The organism is Gordonia shandongensis DSM 45094 (genome assembly GCF_000423025.1).
In the GTDB taxonomy this organism is placed as follows: Bacteria; Actinomycetota; Actinomycetes; order Mycobacteriales; family Mycobacteriaceae; genus Gordonia; species Gordonia shandongensis.
Genome location: NZ_AUHE01000012.1, coordinates 79,826 through 101,875, shown reverse-complemented (window position 1 = coordinate 101,875; position 22,050 = coordinate 79,826). Strand labels below are relative to the sequence as shown.

The window sequence follows — 22,050 nt, the reverse complement described above, 5'->3', positions numbered from 1 at the left end:
TCGCGCCCCGCGGCGTTGCGAGAGGACCACGCGTTCGCGCTGCGGGGCCCGTTCGCGGCCCGCGAGGGAGTCGTCACCGGGCACGGTTCACTCGTCTCCGTCGGGGCGTGCGGTGCGGAAGGTGCGCAGCGGGTCGCGGACCAACCGGTCCTTCAGGTCGCGGACCTGTCGGCGGCTGACGGGCAGTTCGACGGCGGGTGAGTCGCCGTTGGCGCGGACCCGGACCATCGTCGACGCCCCGGTCGATCGCAGGCCGACGACCATCGGCAGGGCGACCAGGTAGGAGCGATGCACGCGTGCGAAACCGGCACTGCCCCAGCGGTTCTCGAGTGTTGCGAGGGTCACGCGGACGAGGTGGGCACCGGTGTCGTTGTGGAGGCGGGCGTAGTCGCCGACCGCCTCGACCCACGAGATCGAGTCGCGGTGCACCAGGGACGTGACGCCGCCGAGCTCCACCGGTATGACGTCGTCGCCCCGGCCGCCGACCTCGGCGGGATCGTCTCGACCGGGTTCGTCGCCGCCCGACCCGGCGGTCGCCGCCGCGGCGACGATCCGACCGACGGCCTGGTCGAGACGGTCCGCGCGGAGCGGTTTGAGCAGATAGTCGACGGCGCCGACGTCGAACGCCTCGACGGCGCGGTCGTCGTGCGCGGTGACGAACACGATGATCGGCGGCGTCGTGTATTTGGCGAGCACCCCGGCCAGCTCCATGCCCGACAGACCGGGCATCGAGATGTCGAGGAAGACGGCGTCGACGTCGTGGTCGGCGAGTACGCGCAGCGCCTCGGTGGCGTCGGAGGCACGATGGACCGCTGCGACCGTGGGATTGCGATCCAGGAGGAACGACAGCTCGTCGAGCGCCGGGAACTCGTCGTCCACGGCCAGGACGGTCAGTCCCGTCATCGCTGCGCTCCCTCTCGCGGTGCGGTCGCGGCGTGGACGCCCGCGGCGAACTTGGGGATCCGCATGCTCACCTTGGTGCCCGCGCCGATCGCGGTCTCGACAACCAGACCGTAGTCGTTGCCGAACGCCGATCGCAGACGTTGATCCACATTGGTCAGGCCCACGTGGGCGCCGTCGGATTCGGCCGGGCCGGCGGGGGTGAGGGCGTCGATGGCGCCGGTCCGCAGGAGTTCGGGGTCCATGCCGACGCCGTCGTCCTCGACGCTGAGCAGGCAGTCCGGACCGTGGTTGCGGGCGACGATGGCGATGGTCCCGTCGCGGCGGCCGGCCAGTCCGTGGCGCACCGCGTTCTCCACGAGGGGCTGCAGCGACAGGAACGGCAGGACCACTCCGAGCACCTCCGGCGCCACCTGCAGTCGCACCTGGAGGCCGGGGCCGAAGCGGGCGCGTTCGAGGGTGAGGTAGCGCTCGATGTTCCGCAGTTCGTCGGCCAGAACCGTGTACTCGCCGGCAGCGCGGAACGAGTAGCGGGTGAAGTCGGCGAAGTCGAGGATCAGTTCGCGGGCGCGGTCGGGATCGGTCCGGACGAACGAGGCGATGGTGCCCAACGCGTTGTAGATGAAGTGGGGGCTGATCTGCGCTCGGAGCGCGAGCACCTCGGCGCGGTCGAGGCGGGCGCGGGAGGCGTCGAGCTCGGCGAGCTGAAGCTGGCCGGCCGCGTATCGAGCGACCTCCGTGATGGCGCCGACCCGACCCGGCCCCGGGGCGTCGAACGACGCAGCCACCAGGACGCCGGCGCTGATGTCGTCGGTGAGCAGCGGTGCGGCGATCAGATGGCACGACGGTCCCGTTCCGGGCGCGACGTGATCGGCGAAATGGCGCCGATCGGCGAGGGCGTCGGCGGCGCAGGTCGCCGCGGCGTCGCGGACCGGTGGCGTCCAGAGGTCGGCGCTGCCGTCGTGCGCCAGGAGCCGTCCGTCGGCGTCGTAGAGGGCCAGTCCGTCGACTCCGGTGAGGGTGCGCAGCGGTCGGACCGCCTCGGCGGCCGATTTCGCGGTGAGGCCGCCGCGCAGCGGGGTCGCGGCCTGTGCGGCGGTGTGGAGGGTGTCGTGGACGGCGCGCTCATGCGGGGTGCTCACCACGCGACGTGTGCGGAGTGCGACGACGATGAGCACCGTCGCCAGCGCCACGGCCAGGACGGTGATCGCGAGCAGTTCACCGGACACGGTGCATCACGGATGGAATCTAGCAAGGTCGGGCGGCGCACTCGGGGGATTCGGCGGGGTTCAGTCGTGCGCTGGGGGATCACTCGTGCGCTGGGGGTGCAGTCGTGCGCTGGGAGTTCATCTGCGGGCCGCCGCGGCGACCGCGGATCGTCACCGGGGGTCGGCATGTCGACGCCCGTCGTTCGCCGTCTCGATCGCGACGGTTCACCTGGGGGTGGTGGCATCTGTCACCATGACGATGAAACGACAGGGCAAGACGAGGATGCGCGCGGTCGGCGCTCTCGCGGCGGCGGCCGCGGTGGCGGTGACCGGTGGTCTGACGGCGTGCGGCTCCGACGATTCGGATGCCGGCGTCTCCGGTGACGACGCCGCGAAGGTGGACATCTCCCGCGCGGCCGACGGGGACCTCACGAAGCCCGGCGGCGCCCGCAGGCTCGCCGAGGACCAGACGCAGATGATCGCCGACTCGATCCAGAAGTCGGGGGCCAAGAACGTGATCCTGGTGATCGGCGACGGCACCGCCAACCAGGAGCTCACGCTGGCCCGCAACTACCAGTGGGGCGCCGCCGGACAGATTCCCGGCATCGATCAGCTTCCGCTCACCGGGGACTACACGACGTACTCGCTGAACAAGAAGACCCGCAAGCCCGAGTTCGTCACCGATTCGGCGGCGTCGGGCACCGCGTGGTCGACCGGCACGAAGACCTACAACGGTGCCGTCGGCGTCGACGTGGACGGCACGCCGCAGCGGTCGATCCTGGAGATCGCGCGGGCCAACGGGCTGCGGACCGGCAATGTGACGACGACCGAGCTGCAGGACGCGACGCCCGCGGTGCAGGTGGCGCACGTGACCGAGCGCAAGTGTTACGGCCCGCAGGAGACGAGTGAGAAGTGCCCGGAGAACGCGGTGGAGAACGGCGGCGCCGGGTCGATCACCGAGCAGCTCCTCGCGGCCCGCGCGGATGTGACGCTCGGCGGCGGATGGGAGACGTTCTCCCAGGTGGCGGCCGCGGGCGATTACCGCGGGAAGACGCTCGAGGCGCAGGCCAAGGAGCGTGGCTACCGGATCGTGCGCTCGGCCGACGAACTGACGAAGGTCACCTCGGCCGATCAGGACGAGCCGCTGCTGGGCGTGTTCGCCGACGGCAACATGCCCCGCATCTGGGATGAGGCGGTCGCGGTCCGCGACGGGATGCGCCGCCCGGCGACCCGCTGCGCGCCGAACCCGGAGTTCACGTCGTCGACCCCGAAGCTGGGCGATATGACGCGCAAGGCCATCGACCTTCTCAAGGGTGACGACGGGTTCTTCCTCCAGGTGGAGTCGGGGTCGGTGGACAAGGCCAACCACGAGGCCGATCCGTGCGGTCAGATCGGCGAGACGGTGCAGCTCTCGGACGCGGTGTCCGAGGCCCTCGAGTTCGCCAAGAAGGAGAAGGACACGCTGGTGATCGTCACCGGCGACCACGCGCACACCAGCCAGGTGATCGCGAACGATCCGGAGGTGGACGTGCCGGGGCTCACGAAGGTCCTCATGGGACGCGACGGTGAGCCGATCGCCGTCAGCTACGGGACGTCGCTGGAGCCCGGCGAGGAGCAGCACACCGGCGGTCAGGTGCGGATCGCCGCGTACGGTCCGGGGGCGGCGAACGTCGTCGGACTGACCGATCAGACGGATCCGTTCTTCTACATCACCGATCAGCTCGGGCTCGACCGCGAGAAGAAGTAGCGGTGACCTGCTTGTTCGCCGGAGAAGTGCGGATCGGGATCCCGCGTGATCCGACCTTGCACTCTCGGTGAGCGAGTGCTAAAAATGGAAGTTGGCACTCGCGGCGTGCGAGTGCCAGGTCGGAACGGTGAGATCGGTCCAACAGACACCCCGGTCGTCCGTCGCGGGCATCGAGTCCGGCCCGAAGACTTAGTGTCACCCCCTACCGGAGGATCACTTACCAATGGCAAAGCAGATTGCTTTCGACGAAGAGGCCCGTCGCGGCCTCGAGCGCGGCCTCAACAGCCTCGCTGACACCGTCAAGGTCACCCTGGGACCGAAGGGCCGCAACGTCGTCCTGGAGAAGAAGTGGGGCGCACCCACCATCACCAACGACGGCGTCTCCATCGCCAAGGAGATCGAGCTCGAGGACCCGTACGAGAAGATCGGTGCCGAGCTCGTCAAGGAGGTCGCCAAGAAGACCGACGACATCGCGGGCGACGGCACCACCACCGCCACCGTCCTGGCGCAGGCGCTGGTCCGCGAGGGCCTCCGCAACGTCGCCGCGGGCGCGAACCCGCTCGGCCTGAAGCGCGGCATCGAGCAGGCCGTCGCGGCCGTCACCGAGTCGCTCCTCAAGAGCGCCACCGAGATCGAGACCAAGGAGCAGATCGCTGCCACCGCGGGCATCTCGGCCGGTGACCAGACCATCGGCGACCTGATCGCCGAGGCCATGGACAAGGTCGGCAACGAGGGCGTCATCACGGTCGAGGAGGCGCAGACCTTCGGGCTGAGCCTGGAGCTCACCGAGGGCATGCGGTTCGACAAGGGCTACATCTCGGGCTACTTCGTCACCGACGCCGACCGCCAGGAGGCGGTCCTCGAGGATCCGTACATCCTGCTCGTCTCGGGCAAGATCTCGACCATCAAGGACCTCCTGCCGCTGCTGGAGAAGGTCATCCAGTCGGGCAAGCCGCTGGTCATCGTCGCCGAGGACGTCGAGGGCGAGGCCCTCTCGACCCTCATCGTCAACAAGCTCAAGGGCACCTTCAAGTCCGTCGCCGTCAAGGCGCCGGGCTTCGGCGACCGCCGCAAGGCCATGCTCGCCGACATCGCCATCCTCACCGGTGGCGAGGTCATCAGCGAAGAGGTCGGCCTGTCGCTGGAGAGCGCTGACCTCGAGCTGCTGGGCACCGCCCGCAAGGTCGTCGTCACCAAGGACGAGACCACCATCGTCGACGGTGCCGGCGACGCCGAGGCGATCTCGGGCCGCGTGGCACAGATCCGCGGCGAGATCGAGAACAGCGACAGCGACTACGACCGCGAGAAGCTGCAGGAGCGTCTGGCCAAGCTGGCCGGCGGCGTCGCCGTCATCAAGGCCGGCGCCGCCACCGAGGTGGAGCTCAAGGAGCGCAAGCACCGCATCGAGGACGCCGTCCGCAACGCGAAGGCCGCCGTCGAGGAGGGCATCGTCGCCGGTGGCGGCGTGGCTCTCGTGCAGTCGGAGTCGGCCATCGACGGTCTGTCGCTGAGCGACGACGAGGCCACCGGTGCGAGCATCGTTCGCGTCGCCCTCGAAGCGCCGGTCAAGCAGATCGCGGTCAACGCGGGGCTCGAGCCCGGTGTGGTCGCCGACAAGGTCCGCAACGCACCGCTGGGCACCGGCCTCAACGCCGCGACCGGCGGGTACGAGGACCTGATGGCCGCGGGCATCAACGACCCGGTGAAGGTCACCCGCTCGGCGCTGCAGAACGCGGCGTCGATCGCGGCGCTGTTCCTCACCACCGAGGCCGTCGTCGCCGACCAGCCCGAGAAGAACGCACCGGCCATGCCGGGCGCGGACGAGATGGGCGGCATGGGCTTCTGATCCGCGTCCGCGGATAGAACCCCTGCGACATCGCAGCATCGACCGGAGGCCGGTCACCCGAACGGGTGGCCGGCCTTCGGCGTGTCAGCGCTCGCGGCGGTCGAGGAGGCCGAGCATCGCGTACGACGCGACCTTCGCGCCGTACGGGATGGCGGCGAGATCGACGACGTAGTTCGGGTTGTGCGGTGTGAACGGGGCGTCCTCGCCGCGTGCCCGGGCCGCCGCGTACACCTGCTCGTCGGCGATGCCGACCAGGAGATAGTTGAACGGCATGTCGGGGTGCGGGCCCTTGAGGAGCTGGACGTCCTCGGACGCGGTGGCGGGCGGCAGGTCGGTGAGCATCCGGTCCGCGCCGATCACCGCGCCGATCGAGGCCGCCATCCGGGCGGCCAGCTCGGGATCGTTCACCAGCGGGCTGGATCCGCCCTTCATGATGATCTCGGGCATCCGGTCGTCGGGCATCCCGTACGTGCGGGCGACGCCCTCGGACACCGACCGCACGGCCTCGAGCATGGTCTCGCGGACCTCGGGGGTGTACCAGCGGAGGTTCGCCTTGACGACGGCGTGCGCGGGGATCACGTTGTTGTCGGTGCCTGCGTGCACTGCGCCGACAGTGAGCACCGCGGTCTGCTCGGGGTCGACGAGCCGCGAGACGATGGTCTGGAACTGGACGACGGCCATCGCGGCCATCAGCACCGGATCCCTGGTCTTCTGCGGCATCGATCCGTGACCGCCCACGCCGTGGAAGACGATGTCGATCTGGTCGGTCCCCGCCATCCGCGGTCCGGGGGAGGAGACGACGGTCCCGACGGGCCCGGGGGCGGTGTGCATGCCGATGAACACGTCGGGTTTCGGGATGAAGTTGTACAGACCGTCGTCGACCATCGCCTTGGCGCCCGTGATGGGCTCCTCGGCGGGCTGCCCGATGAGCACGAGCGTGCCCGACCACCGATCCTTCAGGGAGACCAGGACGTCGGCCATGCCGAGCATCCACGTGACGTGGGCGTCGTGGCCGCACATGTGGGCGACGGGCACCTCGGAGCCGTCGTCGAGGGCCACGCGCACGGTGCTGGCGTAGTCGAGGCCCGTCTCCTCTTCGACGGCGTTGGCGTCCATGTCGGCGCGGTACATCACGACCGGCCCCGGCCCGTTGTGGAAGACGGCGGCGACCCCGGTCCGACCGATGCCCGTCGTGATGCCGAATCCGAGGTTCTGCAGACCGAGTTCGATCAGCCGGGCCGTGCGGACCTCACCGAAAGCGAGCTCCGGATTGCGATGGATGTCCTTGAAGGTCTCGATGAGCCGCTCGGCGCCGGCGTCGACGATCCGATCGACGTCGGCGATCAGCTCGGCGGAAAGGGGGCGGGGCGAGGTGTCCGGCGTGCTCACGACGTCCATCGTAACGACCGGTGGCCGCACCGGTGCCGGTGTGCGAGGCGTCGGGTGCGCATAATGGCGGACATGAGTGCGCAGCGATCGGTGCCGGGTGCGGCCAGTCCCGTGCCCAGTCTGCCCAACCTCCGCGATCTGGGGGGATGGCCGACCGTCGACGGGCGCGCGGTGCGCCGCGGCGTGCTGTTCCGGTCCCAGGGGCTGCGCGGTTTCGGTCACGACGACGGGTTGTCGCCCGAGGTCCTCGGGGTGGCCGACGTGCTCGGCATCGGCACCGTCTACGACCTGCGATCCGACCAGGAGCGTGCGGCGGCGCCCGATCCCGAGTGGCCGGGGGTCGCCGCGGTGCACCTCGACGTGCTCGCCGACGACTCGGGGTCGGCGGTCACCGGCATGCGTGAGCTGGGCGGCGGCGACGATCCGATGGCCGCGCTGCGGGATGCGCTGGCCGACGGTTCCGCGGTGGATGCGATGACGGCGACGTACCGCGGGCTGGTGACCCTGCCGAGCGCACGCCGCGGGTACACCCGATTCGTGCGGGGGCTGCTCGGCGCCGACTCCGGTGGCTTCCTGTTCCACTGCACCGCGGGCAAGGACCGCACGGGGTGGGCGGCGGCGGCACTGCTCGTGCTCCTCGGCGTGTCGCGCGACGACGTGTACGACGAGTACCTGCTGACCAACGACCGACTGCTCCCGACCTTCGCGTCGGTGCTCGACGCCTTCGCCGAGGCCGGCGGCGACCCCGCGCAGCTGACCCGCGTGCTCGGCGTGCAGCCCGCGTACCTCGACGCGGCGTTCGACGAGATGGAGCGGGTGCACGGTGACGTCGCGGCGTACTTCGCCGACGGTCTGGGTGTGGACGCCGCCGCGCAGGATCGCCTGCGCGAGCTGTTCCTCACGAGGTAGGCCGCGGTGCCCGCCCGCTCCCGCGATTCGCGCCCACGTGACCGGACGTCGCCCCGCGCGGAGATGATCCGCGCCGCGGCCGACCTCATCGCCCGCGACGGGGTGGCCGGTACGACGATCGGCGACGTCTTGGCCGCGACCGGTGCGTCGCGCGGCTCGGTGTACTACTACTTTCCCGGCGGTCGGAGCGAGCTGATGACGGAGGGGCTGCGCTTCGGCGGCGAGGCGATCGGCGTCGACTTCAACGCCGCGCGCCGGCTGCCGCTCCCCGAGGCGATGCCCGCGCTGGTGGACGTGTGGCGGCGACGCGTGGTCGAGTCGGGATACACCCGGGGGTGCCCGGTCGCGGCGGGCGTGCAGGCGCGGGCCACCGATCCCGACGTCGCCGACGTCGCCGACGAGATCCTCCTGCAGTGGACGCGTCTCCTGGCGGCGCGGCTCCGCGAGGAGGGGGCCGACGACGATGCGGCCGCCGACGGTGCCGACGAGATCCTCACGGCGATCGAGGGGGCCGTGGTCGTGAGCCGATCGCGGTGCGACGCCGTCCCCTTCGATCGCGTCGCCCGGCGGCTCGGTGCGCGGTTCGCATCGCGGTCGAACGGGGCGGCCGAGGAGGGTCCCGCGGATTTGCGCGGTGCGGACGCCGCGCGTCCGCCGCTCGGGTAAGTTGTGCGCATGGCTGTCTCCGCATCGACCGAATTCGATCTCAACGCTCCGCTGTCGCTGGTGATGGAAGTCCTGCTGGACGTCGAGTCACTGCCCGACTGGTCGGGGCCGCACAAGTCCGCGGAGATCCTCTCCGAGGACTCCGAGGGGCGTCCCGGCCGCGTCAAGGTGGCCGTCAGCGCCGTCGGCATCACCGATGAGCAGACCCTCGACTACACGTGGACGGACACCACATGCACGTGGGATCTCGTCGAGAGCGGTCAGCTCAGCGAGCAGCACGGCGTGTACACGCTCACCGACAACGGCGACACGACCCACGTGAAGTTCGATCTGACCGTCGATCTCAAGATCAAGATGCCCGGACTGCTGATCAAGCGAGCCCAGAAGACCGCCGTCGACACCGCGCGAAAGGGACTCACCGACGAGGTCAAGCGGCGCAGCTGAGTCGGCTGCGTCGAGTCGGAAAGTCGAGTCGGGAAGCCGCGCCAGGATTCAGTACGGTCACGATCGGTTTCGACCCGTCGCCGCCCCCGATACGCGGCGGTAGGCTGGCGTCAGCCATCGCGCGGCCCCGGGGGGATCGCTCGAATCTGGTGACAAACAGCGTCTTGAGACAAGCAGCGTCTTCGGACACGCAGCGTCTTCGGACAAGCAGGGTCTTCGGACAAACAGGTCTTCGTGAGAGGGATTCATGCGTATCGGTTCGTGGGGTGTTCGACTTCTGTTCGTCGCGGTCACGGGTGCCGCGGCACTCGGCCTGATCGTCCTGTTCGGCGGTGGTGACGCCGCCGCGTCCACATCGTGCTCGGCGCAGAACAATCAGCGCGTCGAGCACGTCCGCGCCGGCAGCCACTGTGTCGCGAACGCCGGCCCCGGCAGTCGCGCCACCGCCGAGGACACCTCGAACAGCGGCGCCGCCCTTGCGGTGTCGACGACCGGCGGCAACGCCGTCGCCCAGAACAACGGCCCCTACTCCGCGGCCCTCGCGAGCGGTGTCCACCGCGGCAACGGGTACTCCTACACGGCGGGCGCCCACGGCACCTCGGTGGCGCAGGGCCGCAACGGCGGCACCGCCGTGGCGGTGGCCGGACCCGCGGGCGGGGCCTTCGCGACCACCGACGGCGTCGCCTGCCTCGGCAGCATGGCCGTCGCCTTCGACTCCACCTCCGGGCAGGGATGCCTGAAGTGGGGCGCCGTCGACCTGCGCTGACCGATGGCGGCCGCACGGATCGGATCGATCACGATCGACTGCGACGACCCGGTGGCCCGACGGCGATGTTCCGACACAGATGCACCTGGACCTCGTGGTCGACGACCTCGACGCCGGGGTCGCCGAGATGGTCGCACTCGGCGCCCGGCTCGCTCCGGTCCAGTACGCCCCGGAGAGGTGCCGCGTCCTCATCGACCCGGCCGGTCACCCGTTCTGCCTGTGCCCGCAGCGTCCGCCCTTCGTGTGACGAAGGCCGCCCGCCGCCGGGGCCTTCCGGCCCTGCCGGATGCGCGGCATCGCGATACCCTTCACGCCGTGGACCACTTCACCGGCGACGACACCGGCCCCGTCGGGCCCGACCTCAGCCTGATCTCGGGACGTGAGGCGCTGGCGCGGATCGTCGACCTCACCGACACGAAGGACCTGACGGTCGTCGACGACGATGACGACGACCCGATCCTGCTGACGCTGCCCGACCGCAATGTGGTCGACACGTGGCGTGAGGACTATCCGTACACCGAACGGATGAGTCGCCGCGAATACGAGGTCACCAAACGCAGACTGCAGATCGAACTGCTCAAGCTGCAGCGGTGGACCAAGCAGACCGGGCAGCGGCACCTGCTGGTGTTCGAGGGCCGCGACGCCGCAGGCAAGGGCGGCACCATCAAGCGGTTCAACGAACACCTCAACCCGCGCGGAGCGCGTACGGTCGCCCTGGAGAAGCCGACCGAGAGGGAGGCCACCGAGTGGTACTTCCAGCGGTACGTGCAGCATCTGCCCGCGGCGGGCGAGATGGTGTTCTTCGACCGCTCCTGGTACAATCGGGCCGGTGTGGAGCGGGTCATGGACTTCTGCACCCCCGCCCAGTACGAGCAGTTCATGCGGCAGGCGCCGGAGTTCGAGAAGATGCTCGTCGACGACGGCGTCCACCTCGTGAAGTTCTGGTTCTCGGTGACGCCGCTCGAGCAGCGGACCCGGTTCGCGATCCGACAGATCGACCCGGTGCGGCAGTGGAAGCTCTCTCCGATGGATCTGGCGTCCCTCGATCGGTGGGACGCCTACACCGATGCCAAGGAGACGATGTTCGCCGAGACCGACACCGATCACGCGCCGTGGACCGTGGTGAAGAGCAACGACAAGAAACGCGCCCGCATCAACGCGATGCGGTACGTGTTGAGCCTGCACGACTACGACGGCAAGGACGAGAATCTGGTGGGACGGCCCGATCCGCTGGTCGTCGGCCGGGCCCGCGACGTCGTCGGCGAGTGACGAGAGGTTCTGTGACGAGAGACTCTGGGGCGAGCCGGTAACCTCGATACGGTGCGAAGCGTTGTCTCCGGTCTGTTCACCGCCGTCGCGATCCTGTGCATGATCGTGGCGGTGCCCAGCCTCTGGTTCTCGATGCGGGTGGTCTCGACGGACGGTTTCGTCGCGTCGGCCTCCGATGCGGCGCGGACTTCGGCGGTTCAGGACTTCTTCGCCGAGAAGATCGCGGCGTCGGTACAGGATCGGGCCGGTTCGGCGGTGCCGGCGACGCTGGTGGAGCCGACGGCCCGGAACTACACGCGCAGCGACGGCTTCGTCGAGGACTTCGCCGAGGTGGCCCGACAGCAGCACGACTGGCTGTTCACCGAGCCGCCCGCCGACGCCGATCTGCACATCATGGACCTCGACATCACGCCGATGATCAATCGTGTCGTCCGGACGGCGCCCCTGCCCGTTCCGGTCCGGGTCGACCGGCCGGTCACGGTGTCGATCGACCAGAACAGTGTGGCCGCCGGTTCGATGGAGGACGCGGGCACACTCGTCGACTATCTCGCCTGGGGCACCGCGATCGGGGCGGTCGTGTCGGCGATCATCGCGCTGGTCGCCGCGCGTCGACGCACCACCGTGGTGGTCTGGCTGGGGATCGGCGGCATCGTCGCCGGTGTCGTGAGCGCCGCCCTGGCGGTGTTCGCGAAGGGGCGGGTGAACGAGCACCTGGCGAGCAGCGAGGACTCGGCGCGCACCGCGATCGAGGTGGTGACGAGCGGCATCCTCGACAATCTGGTCACGATCTCGACGTTCGTCGGCATCGGTGGGGTCGCCGTCGCACTCGTCGGGGTGGTGGCACGCATCGCGAGCCGCGGGCGCATGTGATTCCGGGGCGTCGCCCCTCCCCGCAGTGTCATCGCTGCAGTGTCATCGCTGCAGTGTCAACTCCGCGGTACCGAACCGAGCGGGGTGCAGTCGAAGGCCTGCTCGTGTGCCGACCAGGTGTCGTGAAAGCCGGAATCGGCGACGGTGGTGGTCGTGATCTGCTGCCAGGCGTCTCCCGAGTACCGGAAGGTGACCTCGGTGCGCGTGCCGCCGCCGGGGGTGCGCGTGCCGCCGCCGGGGGTGCGCGTGCCGCCGCCGGGGGTGCGCGTGCCGCCGCCGGGGGCCGGGGTCCGTGCGACGACGGCGATCTCTCCCGGGGTGCGGCACGCGACCGACTCCTGCACGCCGTGGGACGACTGCAGATACCAGACGCCGGGGGTCCCGGCCGCGGGTCGTCCCCGGTCGGGCTGCCCGAGGACCGTCGGGCGGTCGTCCTCCCAGCCGATGACGGCGAACTGGTCGGCGTCGCCCGCGCCCGGCACCAGGTGCACCACGATGTCGGCGCCCTGCGGTCGGCTCAGGGAGAACGCGCCGCGGAAGATGTCCGACGGCTCGGTGTAGGCGTTCGCCGACCGGGTCGCGGGGAGCTTCACGGACCGCACGCCGCCGTCGACGCCGACGTGCACGGTGACGATCTCGGCCGCCGACTCGGTCCCGGCCGCCGACTCGACGCCGACGGGGTCGGATCGGCCGTCGCCGGTCACATCGACGTCGAGGACGTGCATGCACGATCCCGAGGCGGTGGAGCACGGATCGACCGGTGCGGCGGCGGTGCGCGCCGCGGGGGAGGCGCTGCGCGAGCCGGCGTCCGGAGGCTTCGGAGCCGAGCACGCGGCCAGTGCGACGACCGCCGCGAGGGCGCCGCCCAGCCGGATCGCCGCCGAGCCCGGCGAGGGGAGTGTCCGTGATGTCGCCACGGGTGAACTCTGCCGTACCGCCGGGCGTCGCACAGCGATTCCCGCCGAAAAACCCGCGAACGGCGGACGGGGCCCGCCCTCGGCTCACGCGGTTCCGGCGCCCACCGTCTGCCAGAGGAATTCGTACGCCAACGCCGACTTGAACGCGGCCTGCGCGTTGTCGGCGGCACCGCCGTGCCCGCCCTCGATGTTCTCGTAGTAGTGGACGGGGTGGCCCAGCTCCGTCATGCGCGCGACGAACTTGCGCGCATGTCCGGGATGGACGCGGTCGTCGCGGGTGGAGGTGGTGACCAGCATCGCGGGCGGCTGCACCTCGGCGGTGAGGCGCTGGTAGGGGGAGTACTCCGAGATGAACGCCCACTGTTCGGGGTCGTCGGGGTCGCCGTACTCGGCCATCCATGACGCGCCGGCCAGCAGGAGATGGTAGCGACGCATGTCGAGCAGCGGGACCTGGCAGACGAGCGCGCCGAACAGCTCGGGGTAGCCGGTGGCCATCACCCCCATGAGGAGACCCCCGTTCGATCCGCCCTGTGCGGCGAGCCTGTCGGGTGTCGTCACCGCCCGGTCGACGAGGTCGCGGGCGACGGCCGCGAAGTCCTCGTGGACCAGGTGTCTGCCCTCCCGCTGCGCCTGCGTGTGCCACCGCGGTCCGTACTCTCCGCCGCCGCGGATGTTCGCGATCACGTAGACGCCGCCGCGAGCGATCCAGTTGCGACCGGCGATCCCCAGGTAACCGGGCGTCAGGGAGTTCTCGAAACCGCCGTACCCGTACAGCAGCGTCGGGCGCGGACCTCCGGAGTCGGTGCCTTCGGTGCCTTCGGGGCCGTCGGGGCCGTCGGAACTGCCGACCCGCCGGACCACGAAATAGGGGACCCGTGTCCCGTCGGCGGAGACCGCGAAATGCTGACTCGCACTGACCTGCGAGGCGTCGTAGTGCGCGGGAGACGACTTGATGACCGCGACGCCGTCGACGGTGGTGCCGTGCAGCAGATTCGGCGGATCGGTGAAGCTGCTCGACGACAGCCAGATCTCGTCGCTGTGATCGGGATCGGTGTCCAGGACGCCGATGGTCGCCAATTCGGGAAGCCCGTCGACCCTGACCGGTTCATCGGTGTCGATGTCCAGGAACACCAGGCGGGTCGCAACATCGCGCAGTGTCTCCAAGACCAGGTGCGAGCGCGTGTAGGTGAAGCCCTGAAGGCTGGTGTGCGCATCGGGGGCGAAGAGCACGCGGTGCGTGCGGTCGCCGGCGAGGTAGGACGGGTAGTCGAACGCCAGCAGAGTGCCCGCGGGGTGCGTCGTGCCGTCGACGGTCCACTCCGACCGCAGATGGATCGTCATCCGGTCGTGACGGACGCCGAAACCGGCGTCGGACGGGATGTCGATCGCCGTCAGCTCGCCGTCGCGCACCTCGTAGATCACCGAGTTGTAGAAGTCGACGGAGCGGGACACGAAGTGACGCTCGTAACCGGGCGTGGGGTCGCACATCGCGTGGACGGCGACGTCGGAGACCTCGCCGGTGAACACCGTCGGCGCCGCCGCGAGGTCCGTGCCGCGCGCCCACCGCCGGACGGTCCGCGGGTAGCCCGACGATGTGAACGATCCGTGCCCGTCCGGTTGGTCGCCGAAGTCGGCGCCCACGTAGACGGTGTCGCGGTCGATCCAGCCGACCGACGACTTCTGTTCGGGCAACGCGAAACCGTCGATCACCCAGGATCGCGCGGTGAGGTCGAATTCGCGGACCACGGTGGCGTCGGCCCCGCCGCGCGACAGGCTGATGAGGGCCCTGTCGTAGTCGGGGTAGTTCACCGACGCCCCCGCCCACACCCAGTTCTCGTCCTCGTCGGCGGCCAGGGCGTCGACGTCGATCAGGACGTCCCACGCGGGGCGGTCGCGCCGATACTCGTCCAGGGTGGTGCGCCGCCACAGTCCCTTCGGGTGCTCGGCGTCGCGCCAGAAGTTGTAGAGGTACTCGCCGCGTCGTCGGACGTAGGCGATGCGGTCGTCGGTGTCGAGGATCTCCCGCGCCGCCGCCTGCAGCTCGGCGAACCGGTCGGAGGCGGACAGGGCGGCGAGTGTCGGCTCATTGCGTTCCCGGACCCAGGCGAGCGCGTCGTCGCCCGTGACGTCCTCGAGCCAGAGATGCGGATCGTCGTTCATCACGGTGTCAACCGTACCGACGGGCGGACGGCCCCGACGCGCCGCTCACGCGATACGTCGGGGCCGGGAACTACGCGGTGACCGGGAACTACGCAGTGACCGGGTACTACGAGGCGGTGACCGGGTCGGACTCCTCGTCGTCGACGTCCTCGCCGGGGATCTCCGTGCCGGCGATCGAGACGCCCGCCGTCTCCTTGAGGAACAGCAGGGCGGCGCCGCCGATGACACAGGCGATCATCAGGTAGACGGCGGGGAACAGGTTCCATCCCGTACCTCCCACGACGGCGTCGTTCACCAGCGGCGCGGTGCCGCCGAAGGCCGCAGTCGACAGGTTGTACGCGATCGCGAAGCCCGCGTAGCGGACCTGGGTGGGGAACATCGCCGGGAACGTGGCCGAGATGGTCGCGAGCTGCGGAATGTACAGCGCGCCGAGCACCACGAAGCCGATGATCGCCCATACGACGCCCTGGCCCATGAGCCAGTACATCGGCACCGCGAAGATGAACAGACCCGCCAGGGAGACGGCCCACATCGGCTTGCGTCCGGTGGAGTCCGACCACATGCCGAACAGCGGGATCAGGCACATCATCACGACCTGCCCGATGAGGACGACGACCGATCCCGCCGTCTCGCCGAGGCCGATGGTCTCCTTGAGGTAGCCGGGCTGGTACGCCAGCAGCGTGTAGTTGGCGACGTTGAGCGCGACCACCATGCCGAACATGATGAGGATCGGACGCCAGTATCCGACGATCGTCTCGCGGAGTTGGCCGAGCAGGCTCTGCTTCTCGGGGATGTCGTCCTCGATGTCGGTGAACATCGGCGGATCGTCGAGCTGCGACCGCAGGTAGAGGCCGGCCAGACCCAGCGGCAGCGCGATGAGGAACGGGATGCGCCAGCCCCACGTCTGCATCTGGTCGTCGGACAGCCCGAGGTCGAGCAGCAGCACGATCGCCGTGCCCGAGGCGAAACCGGCCATGGTGCCGAACTCGAGGAAACTGCCGAAGCGTCCGCGCTTGCTCGCGGGGGCGTACTCGGCCATGAACGTCGCCGCACCGCCGTACTCGCCGCCGGTGGAGAAGCCCTGGACGACGCGCAGCGCGATCAGCAGGACGGGGGCCCACACGCCGGCGACGGCGTGTGTCGGAAGGACGCCGATGAGCGCGGTGGCCAGTGAGATCAGGAGGATCGTCAGGGCCAGCACGTGTTTGCGGCCGAGTCGGTCGCCGATCGGTCCCCAGATGAACCCGCCGAGGGGGCGCAGCACGAAGGAGACGGCGAAGCCGAGCATGGTGCCGATGGTCCCCAGTTCGCCGGGGAAGAATGCGTGCGTCAGATACGAGACCGTGGCGGCGTAGACGCCGTAGTCGTACCACTCGGTGGCGTTGCCGATCGCGGACGCGGCGATCGCCTTCCGAATGACGGGAGTGGGAACGGCCTCGGTGGCGGTGGAGCCGGTGTCAGTCATCAGACCTCCGGATGTCGATGGTCGAATTCTCGGGTCGAATTCTCGGGTCGTGTGATGGTGATCTGAACGGTGAGCGCAGTGCTGCACTCGCGACTATCACTTCCCCCAAAGCCCTGTCGGCTCATCGACTCCTCGGAGGGCCGTCCTCCGATGCGGATTCATCCTGCCTATCACGTTCATGTGTGCGATGCGAGCTAATCGGGCCTCCGCCGGCGTCGCGGCGCCGACATCATCGCAGGTCACGGGATCGGCCGTGCTCGCCCGACGGGATATCGGACGTTCGTGTCGAACGGATGTGCGAGGAGCGGTCGGGTCAGTCCGACGGCGACGCGAGGGGGTCGGGGACCTCGCCGGTCCGAATCGGGCAGCGGGTGCGCGAGTAGATCGTCGGCATGCAGAGATTGCAGTGGACGCACCGCGACCGCGTCGCGGGATCGGCGTGCAGGCGCGCGGGGAGATCGGGTTCGCGCAGGAGTGCGCGGCCCATCGCGACGAAGTCGAACCCCTCGTCCAACGCCGTCTGGATCGACTCGCGGTCGGTGATCCCGCCGAGGAGGATCAGCGGAAGGTCGACCGCCGACCGCAGTTCGCGGGCCAGGGGGAGGAGGTAGGCGTCCGTGTACGGGTAGTGCTTGAGGAACACCGGCCCGGCCAGCCGCAGTCCCGTGCGCATGACGCCGGAGAACGCGGCGGCGAACTCGGCGCGCGGCGGGGTCCCGTGGAACAGATACATCGGATTGAGCAACGAGCTTCCGGCCGTCGGTTCCAGCGCGTCGATGAAGCCGTCGCTCTCGAAGAGCTGCGCGGTCGCGCAGGCGTCGTCGACGTTGAATCCGCTCCACCGTCGGTGTCCGCGGCCGCGGCCGGGGGTGCCGACGCCGTCGAACATGCTGAGTTTCGCCCACACCGCGACGTCGTCGCCGACCGCGCCGCGGACCGCTTCGAGGACTTCGCGAGCCAGGCGGGAGCGGCCGTCGACCCCGCCGCCGTATCGGTCGCGGCGATGGTTGAGCAGCGGTGAGAGGAAGGAGCTGAGCAGGTAGTTGTGGCCGCAGTGCACCTCGATGGCGTCGAAACCGGAGTCGACCGCGAGCCGGGCGCCGTCCGCGAACTGCCGGACGAGGGCGGGGATGTCGTCGGTGTCGAGCCGGTCGGTCAGTCCCATGCCCATCGGGGCGGGGATTGCGCCCGGGCCGATCGCGGGTGCGCGGTTCGACGGTGCGTTGGCGACCGGGCCGGCGTGTCCGAGCTGGGCGGCGGCGAGCGCCCCCTCGTCGTGAATCGCCCCGGTGAGTCGGATCAGCCCGTCACCGGCCTCGGGGCGCAGCCAGATCTGGTGGCGGTCGGTGCGACCGCCGGGCGACACCGCGCAGTAGGCGACGGTGGAGATCGCCGCACCGCCGGCGGCGACCTCGCGGTGGAAGTCGACGAGGTCGTCGGTGACGAGCGCTTCGGGGGTGGCGCCCTCGAACGTGGCGCATTTGATGATCCGGTTGCGCAGCGTCAGCGGTCCCAGGCGGGCCGGCGCGAAGGGGTCGATCGGCGGGGAGGTCGGCGGGGTGGTCGGCGGCGGGGGTGTCATGGGGTCGGGCTCCCGTTCGGTGCGGCGGGTCCGGCCAGGCCCGCGGTGAGGAACTCGCGCAGGGCCGCGATGGCTGCGGCCGACACCGGGCGGGGTGCGGCGAGTTCGGCGATGAGGACGGTGAATGCGAAGCGCCAGCGTCGGCGGGCGGTGGCCGGGTCGAGTCCGGGGACCGTCGCGGTCAGCAGATCCACCCAGTTGTCGAATCGGAACCACGGCCGGGTCCAGGCGGTCGCCGGATGGGCCGCGGCGAACTGGGCGAGCAGTCGCAGTCCGGGGGCCGACGAGGCGTCGGCCTGCAGGGCCACGATCGGGTCGAGGATCGCGTCGACGATCTCGGCGACCCCGGTCGGCGTTGCGGCGAGCCCGTCCAACGACGCGGTCCAGGTGGCCGCGAATCGGTCCTCGAGCAGCGCGGCGACCAGTTTCTCCTTCGAACCGAAGTGGTAGTGGACGGCGGCCGGGTTGGCGCCGGCGGCCGCGCGGACGGCCCGCACGGAGACCTCGTCGTACGGTGCCGAGGTCAGCAGTTCGGCCGCCGCGTCGAGGAGGGCGTCGCGGGTGTCGGTGCTCACCGACCCATTCGAACACGGAACCCATCGCCGATTCAATCAGTGATTGAATTCGGAGCGGACCGGACGCCTGCGACGCTTCCGGCGGAGAAGTAGGCTGGAGCGCGTGGCTGAACATTTTCAAACAGTTGTCCTGGGAGCCGGTCCCGGCGGGTACGTGGCCGCGATCCGGTCCGCCCAGCTGGGCATGAAGACCGCCGTCATCGAAGAGAAGTGGTGGGGCGGTGTGTGTCTCAACGTCGGATGCATCCCGTCGAAGGCGTTGCTGCGCAACGCCGAGCTCGCCCACGTCTTCAATCACGAGGCGAAGACCTTCGGCATCAGCGGTGAGGTGAGCTTCGACTTCGGTGCCGCATTCGACCGGAGCCGGAAGGTCTCCGACGGGATCGTCAAGGGCGTTCACTTCCTCATGAAGAAGAACGGCATCACCGAGATCGACGGATACGGCGTGTTCCGCGATGCGAAGACCATCGTCGTCGGCGACCGCGAGATCACGTACGACAACGTCATCATCGACACCGGATCCACGGTCAAGCTGCTGCCGGGCGTGGAGTTGAGCGACAACGTCGTCACCTACGAGACGCAGATCCTCACCCGTGAGCTCCCGAAGTCGATCGTCATCGTCGGCGCAGGCGCCATCGGCATGGAGTTCGGGTACGTTCTGGCCAACTACGGGGTGGACGTCACCATCATCGAGTTCATGCCGCGAGTGCTGCCGAACGAGGACGCCGACGTCTCCAAGGAGATCGCGAAGGCCTACAAGAAGCTCGGGGTCACCATCCTCACCGGCACCGGTGTGCAGAGCGTCGACGACAACGGCGACGACGTCACCGTCACCTACAAGGACGCCAAGGGTGAGGACGGCAGCCTGACCGTCGACAAGGTGCTCATGTCGGTGGGCTTCGCGCCGCGCGTGGAGGGCTTCGGGCTGGAGAACACCGGAGTCGAGTTGACCGACCGCGGTGCCATCGCCGTCGACGACCGCATGCGGACCAATGTCCCGAGCATCTACGCGATCGGCGACGTCACCGCCAAACTGCAGCTGGCGCACGTCGCCGAGGCGCAGGGCGTGGTGGCCGCCGAGACCATGGCCGGTGCCGAGACGATGACGCTCGGCGACTACCGGATGATGCCGCGCGCCACGTTCTGCCAGCCGCAGGTCGCCTCCTTCGGTCTCACCGAGCAGCAGGCGGCCGACGAGGGCTACGAGATCACGGTCACGAAGTTCCCCTTCACGGCCAACGGCAAGGCGCAGGGCCTGGGCGCCCCGGCCGGTTTCGTCAAGCTGATCACCGATGCGCAGTCCGAGGAACTCCTCGGCGGGCATCTGGTGGGCGACAACGTCTCCGAGATGCTGCCCGAGCTGACGTTGGCGCAGAAGTGGGATCTGACGGCGCGCGAACTGGCCAGAAACGTCCACACGCATCCGACGATGAGCGAGGCGATGCAGGAGACCTTCCACGGCGCGCTCGGCCACATGATCAATTTGTGAGTCGCGGCGCTCCGACGGCGGTCAGGGTGAGCTGAAGCTCGCAGTCGCCGTCGGCGTCGGGCTTCGCGTGCACCCGGTAGGCGTCGGCCAGGGCGGCGGAGGAACTGGTCAGCGCCTGCTCCACCGCACCCCGGAGGACCCCGCGCACGACCGCCGGGTTCGAGGCGGCGAACGCGCGCAGCGGGCACGAGCACACGGTGATCGTGTGGTCGCCGAATGCGGATGTCACCGCGGTGATGCGGAAACCGAGTCGCGTGAGGATGGTCTCCACACTCACCACGGCGTCGGGGACGTCCGGCGGCGGAACCGATCGGGGCGGCAGGTGGGCGCGTGCCCACAGTCGGCCGGCCCGGGCTCCGGCGGCCTCCCTGACGGTCTCGTCGGTGCCGAGTTCGGCCAGCAGGAGACGCAGGAGCTCATCGCTCGGAGGTGAGGGCATCACCCGATAGATCACCCGCGGACGTCCCACGCCGTCCGGCGCAGACGACTCGGTGACGGCCGCGCCCTCACCCACCAGATTGTTGAGGTGGAACCGGGCCGTCGTCACGTGGACGCCGAGCGTCCCGGCGACGTCGTGCGCATCGAGTCCGTCGGGGTGCTGCGCCAGCAGTTCCCGCACCCGGTCGCGGGGTCGGACGGTCATGCCCGCCCGTGGACGACGATCAGCGTCACCGTTCCCGCCGTCGCCGCGGTGAGGGTGTGCGGGACGCGCGCCGCGACGCGGATCGCGCTGCCCGGCTCGAGCCGGAACGTCTCGCCGCCGACCTCGAAGTCGATCTCGCCGGTCTGGCCGAGGACCACGATCGGGTGGGCCGCCATGTGCTCGGGCATCACCTGGCCCTCGGCGAACGCAATCCTGACGATGGTCTCCGAATCGCTCCGATGTAACCGCTTGACCTGTGGTTTCGGCCCGTCCCAGCCGATGGCGGGCAGGTCGAGGCCGGTGATGAAGGTGTGGGTGGTGTCGTCCGGAGCGGTGGACGGTGTGCTCATGCGGGCTTCCTCGCAATCAGTTCGATGGCGGCGATCTCGTCGCGGTAGGTGGTGAACACGCGGCGCATCTGGAGGATCCGCGCACGGGCCGCCCGGTTCCTCAGGATGTTCAGTGTGATCCGCAGGGTCCCGAGGACGCCCTCGTCGGCGATGTTGCGCTTCACTTCCAACAGCGCCATCGGGGCGAAGCGGACGCGCTCGACCTCGAACCCGGACTTCTCCAGGAGGGCGCGCCACTCGGTCTCGGTCAGCGGGCGGGCGTTGACCTTGATCGATCGGGCCAGGGCGTGGCGGATCTCGGTCTTCTGCTCGTCCGAGAGCGTGTCCGGGTGCAGGGAGAGCTCGTGGATCGCGTAGCGGCCGCCGGGTCGCAGCACGCGGAACGCCTCGTCGATGATCTCGGACTTCCCGCGGTCGGTCTGCATGGTGAGCATGGCCTCGCCGACGACGGCGTCGGCGCTGGCGTCGTGAAGGCCGGTGCTGTCGGCGTCGGCATGTCGGACGCTGCCGGCCTCGGCGATCGCCTGGCGGGTGAGGTCCACGGCCTGTTCGTCGGCCTCGACACCGATGTAGCTGCGCGGCCGGTGATCCAGGATCGCACGGGCGGTCTTGCCGAGCCCGGGCGCCAACTCGACGACGTCCGCGTCGTGCAGATCGGCGTCGCGCAGGAGGTTCTCGGTCAGCTCGAGGCCGCCGGGGCGCAGCACGCGTTTGCCCATTCGCGCGAGCAGCCAGTGTCCGGGCATGTCGTCGTCCCTGCGTCCGGCGAGGGGGAGGGAGCCGTGGGAAACGGCGGAATCGGCCATGATGCCTCCTGGAGCCAAAGAACGGAGTCGATCTCCGTTAATTAGGCTA

General features: G+C 69.8%; 20 protein-coding genes and 1 pseudogene. 10 read left to right on the top strand and 11 right to left on the bottom strand.

The window, feature by feature from the left end; all coding sequences use genetic code 11:
• Nucleotides 1-87: 87 nt before the first annotated feature.
• Complete coding sequence (locus G528_RS0111570) at nt 88-903, bottom strand: LytR/AlgR family response regulator transcription factor (RefSeq protein WP_026919110.1); 816 nt, start codon at nt 901-903, stop codon at nt 88-90.
• The gene (locus G528_RS0111565) at nt 900-2,129 is read right to left on the bottom strand and encodes a sensor histidine kinase (protein ID WP_026919109.1); all 1,230 of its coding nucleotides are present in this window, start codon (nt 2,127-2,129) and stop codon (nt 900-902) included. Before G528_RS0111565 ends, G528_RS0111570 begins: the two co-directional genes overlap by 4 nt.
• A gap of 262 nt (nt 2,130-2,391) precedes the next feature.
• Between G528_RS0111565 and phoA the strand changes: the two genes are divergently transcribed.
• Both phoA and groL read left to right on the top strand, forming a co-directional pair.
• Entirely contained in the window at nt 2,392-3,855 is a 1,464-nt protein-coding gene (phoA, locus tag G528_RS0111560; RefSeq protein WP_425402233.1) for an alkaline phosphatase, read from the top strand.
• A gap of 223 nt (nt 3,856-4,078) precedes the next feature.
• Complete coding sequence (gene groL, locus G528_RS0111555; RefSeq protein WP_026919107.1) at nt 4,079-5,701, top strand: chaperonin GroEL; 1,623 nt, start codon at nt 4,079-4,081, stop codon at nt 5,699-5,701.
• Nucleotides 5,702-5,785: 84 nt separating this feature from the next.
• On the opposite strand, the gene G528_RS0111550 is transcribed toward groL, so the two are convergent.
• Entirely contained in the window at nt 5,786-7,099 is a 1,314-nt protein-coding gene (locus G528_RS0111550) for an amidohydrolase (protein ID WP_051198725.1), read from the bottom strand.
• A 63-nt stretch (nt 7,100-7,162) separates the two neighbouring features.
• On the opposite strand from G528_RS0111550, the gene G528_RS0111545 reads away from it, so the two are divergent.
• The 7 genes and pseudogenes from G528_RS0111545 to G528_RS0111515 all read left to right on the top strand — a co-directional run bounded on the left by G528_RS0111545 (nt 7,163) and on the right by G528_RS0111515 (nt 12,014).
• The gene (locus G528_RS0111545) at nt 7,163-7,999 is read left to right on the top strand and encodes a tyrosine-protein phosphatase (protein WP_035719850.1); all 837 of its coding nucleotides are present in this window, start codon (nt 7,163-7,165) and stop codon (nt 7,997-7,999) included.
• A 6-nt stretch (nt 8,000-8,005) separates the two neighbouring features.
• Nucleotides 8,006-8,665, top strand: coding sequence for a TetR/AcrR family transcriptional regulator (locus tag G528_RS17320; RefSeq protein ID WP_245569750.1), 660 nt, complete (start codon nt 8,006-8,008; stop codon nt 8,663-8,665).
• Between the two features lie 9 nt (nt 8,666-8,674).
• Nucleotides 8,675-9,109: an SRPBCC family protein gene (locus G528_RS0111535; RefSeq protein WP_026919104.1), complete on the top strand. Its 435-nt coding sequence runs from the start codon at nt 8,675-8,677 to the stop codon at nt 9,107-9,109.
• A 247-nt stretch (nt 9,110-9,356) separates the two neighbouring features.
• Nucleotides 9,357-9,875, top strand: coding sequence for a DUF6764 family protein (locus G528_RS0111530; protein ID WP_026919103.1), 519 nt, complete (start codon nt 9,357-9,359; stop codon nt 9,873-9,875).
• 10 nt (nt 9,876-9,885) lie between these two features.
• Nucleotides 9,886-10,122: pseudogene (locus tag G528_RS17315) on the top strand (VOC family protein); the annotation flags it as partial.
• Nucleotides 10,123-10,190: 68 nt separating this feature from the next.
• Nucleotides 10,191-11,144, top strand: a complete 954-nt coding sequence (gene ppk2, locus G528_RS0111520; RefSeq protein WP_026919102.1) for a polyphosphate kinase 2 — start codon at nt 10,191-10,193, stop codon at nt 11,142-11,144.
• Between the two features lie 51 nt (nt 11,145-11,195).
• Nucleotides 11,196-12,014: a hypothetical protein gene (locus G528_RS0111515; RefSeq protein ID WP_026919101.1), complete on the top strand. Its 819-nt coding sequence runs from the start codon at nt 11,196-11,198 to the stop codon at nt 12,012-12,014.
• A 56-nt stretch (nt 12,015-12,070) separates the two neighbouring features.
• Here G528_RS0111515 and G528_RS18720 read toward each other — a convergent pair whose 3' ends face one another.
• The 5 genes from G528_RS18720 to G528_RS0111490 all read right to left on the bottom strand — a co-directional run bounded on the left by G528_RS18720 (nt 12,071) and on the right by G528_RS0111490 (nt 18,713).
• Nucleotides 12,071-12,931 carry a hypothetical protein gene (locus G528_RS18720; RefSeq protein ID WP_026919100.1) on the bottom strand — a complete coding sequence of 287 codons (861 nt, stop codon included), beginning with the start codon at nt 12,929-12,931 and terminating at the stop codon, nt 12,071-12,073.
• Between the two features lie 84 nt (nt 12,932-13,015).
• On the bottom strand, nt 13,016-15,091 hold the full coding sequence (locus G528_RS0111505) for a prolyl oligopeptidase family serine peptidase (protein ID WP_035719797.1): 2,076 nt from the start codon (nt 15,089-15,091) through the stop codon (nt 13,016-13,018).
• 106 nt (nt 15,092-15,197) lie between these two features.
• Nucleotides 15,198-16,556 carry an MFS transporter gene (locus G528_RS0111500; RefSeq protein WP_026919098.1) on the bottom strand — a complete coding sequence of 453 codons (1,359 nt, stop codon included), beginning with the start codon at nt 16,554-16,556 and terminating at the stop codon, nt 15,198-15,200.
• 313 nt (nt 16,557-16,869) lie between these two features.
• Nucleotides 16,870-18,138, bottom strand: a complete 1,269-nt coding sequence (locus G528_RS0111495; protein ID WP_026919097.1) for an NADH:flavin oxidoreductase — start codon at nt 18,136-18,138, stop codon at nt 16,870-16,872.
• On the bottom strand, nt 18,135-18,713 hold the full coding sequence (locus G528_RS0111490) for a TetR family transcriptional regulator (RefSeq protein WP_035719795.1): 579 nt from the start codon (nt 18,711-18,713) through the stop codon (nt 18,135-18,137). Before G528_RS0111490 ends, G528_RS0111495 begins: the two co-directional genes overlap by 4 nt.
• Nucleotides 18,714-18,816: 103 nt before the next feature.
• Here G528_RS0111490 and lpdA point away from each other — a divergent pair, with 103 nt between their 5' ends.
• Nucleotides 18,817-20,202, top strand: coding sequence for a dihydrolipoyl dehydrogenase (lpdA, locus tag G528_RS0111485; RefSeq protein ID WP_026919095.1), 1,386 nt, complete (start codon nt 18,817-18,819; stop codon nt 20,200-20,202).
• Here the strand turns inward: lpdA and G528_RS0111480 are convergent.
• Genes G528_RS0111480 through G528_RS0111470 form a run of 3 tightly spaced genes read right to left on the bottom strand, consistent with a single transcriptional unit; the run spans nt 20,192 to nt 22,001 of the window.
• Nucleotides 20,192-20,845 (bottom strand): helix-turn-helix domain-containing protein, encoded by a 654-nt coding sequence (locus tag G528_RS0111480; RefSeq protein ID WP_026919094.1) that lies wholly within the window; start codon nt 20,843-20,845, stop codon nt 20,192-20,194. The two genes, lpdA and G528_RS0111480, sit on opposite strands and share 11 nt — an antisense overlap.
• A complete protein-coding gene (locus tag G528_RS0111475; RefSeq protein ID WP_026919093.1) occupies nt 20,842-21,195 on the bottom strand; it encodes a cupin domain-containing protein in 354 nt (117 codons plus the stop codon). The genes G528_RS0111480 and G528_RS0111475 overlap by 4 nt, the downstream gene beginning before the upstream one ends.
• Nucleotides 21,192-22,001, bottom strand: a complete 810-nt coding sequence (locus G528_RS0111470; RefSeq protein ID WP_026919092.1) for a class I SAM-dependent methyltransferase — start codon at nt 21,999-22,001, stop codon at nt 21,192-21,194. Before G528_RS0111470 ends, G528_RS0111475 begins: the two co-directional genes overlap by 4 nt.
• Nucleotides 22,002-22,050: the final 49 nt, after the last annotated feature.

Coding starts and splice junctions, on each gene's coding strand:
- G528_RS0111570 (WP_026919110.1), bottom strand. CDS start 903: ATGACGGGACTGACCGTCCTGGCCGTGGACGACGAGTTCCCGGCGCTC.
- phoA (WP_425402233.1), top strand. CDS start 2,392: ATGCGCGCGGTCGGCGCTCTCGCGGCGGCGGCCGCGGTGGCGGTGACC.
- groL (WP_026919107.1), top strand. CDS start 4,079: ATGGCAAAGCAGATTGCTTTCGACGAAGAGGCCCGTCGCGGCCTCGAG.
- G528_RS0111550 (WP_051198725.1), bottom strand. CDS start 7,099: ATGGACGTCGTGAGCACGCCGGACACCTCGCCCCGCCCCCTTTCCGCC.
- G528_RS0111545 (WP_035719850.1), top strand. CDS start 7,163: ATGAGTGCGCAGCGATCGGTGCCGGGTGCGGCCAGTCCCGTGCCCAGT.
- G528_RS0111535 (WP_026919104.1), top strand. CDS start 8,675: ATGGCTGTCTCCGCATCGACCGAATTCGATCTCAACGCTCCGCTGTCG.
- G528_RS0111530 (WP_026919103.1), top strand. CDS start 9,357: ATGCGTATCGGTTCGTGGGGTGTTCGACTTCTGTTCGTCGCGGTCACG.
- G528_RS0111505 (WP_035719797.1), bottom strand. CDS start 15,091: ATGAACGACGATCCGCATCTCTGGCTCGAGGACGTCACGGGCGACGAC.
- G528_RS0111500 (WP_026919098.1), bottom strand. CDS start 16,556: ATGACTGACACCGGCTCCACCGCCACCGAGGCCGTTCCCACTCCCGTC.
- G528_RS0111495 (WP_026919097.1), bottom strand. CDS start 18,138: ATGACACCCCCGCCGCCGACCACCCCGCCGACCTCCCCGCCGATCGAC.
- G528_RS0111480 (WP_026919094.1), bottom strand. CDS start 20,845: ATGACCGTCCGACCCCGCGACCGGGTGCGGGAACTGCTGGCGCAGCAC.
- G528_RS0111475 (WP_026919093.1), bottom strand. CDS start 21,195: ATGAGCACACCGTCCACCGCTCCGGACGACACCACCCACACCTTCATC.
- G528_RS0111470 (WP_026919092.1), bottom strand. CDS start 22,001: ATGGCCGATTCCGCCGTTTCCCACGGCTCCCTCCCCCTCGCCGGACGC.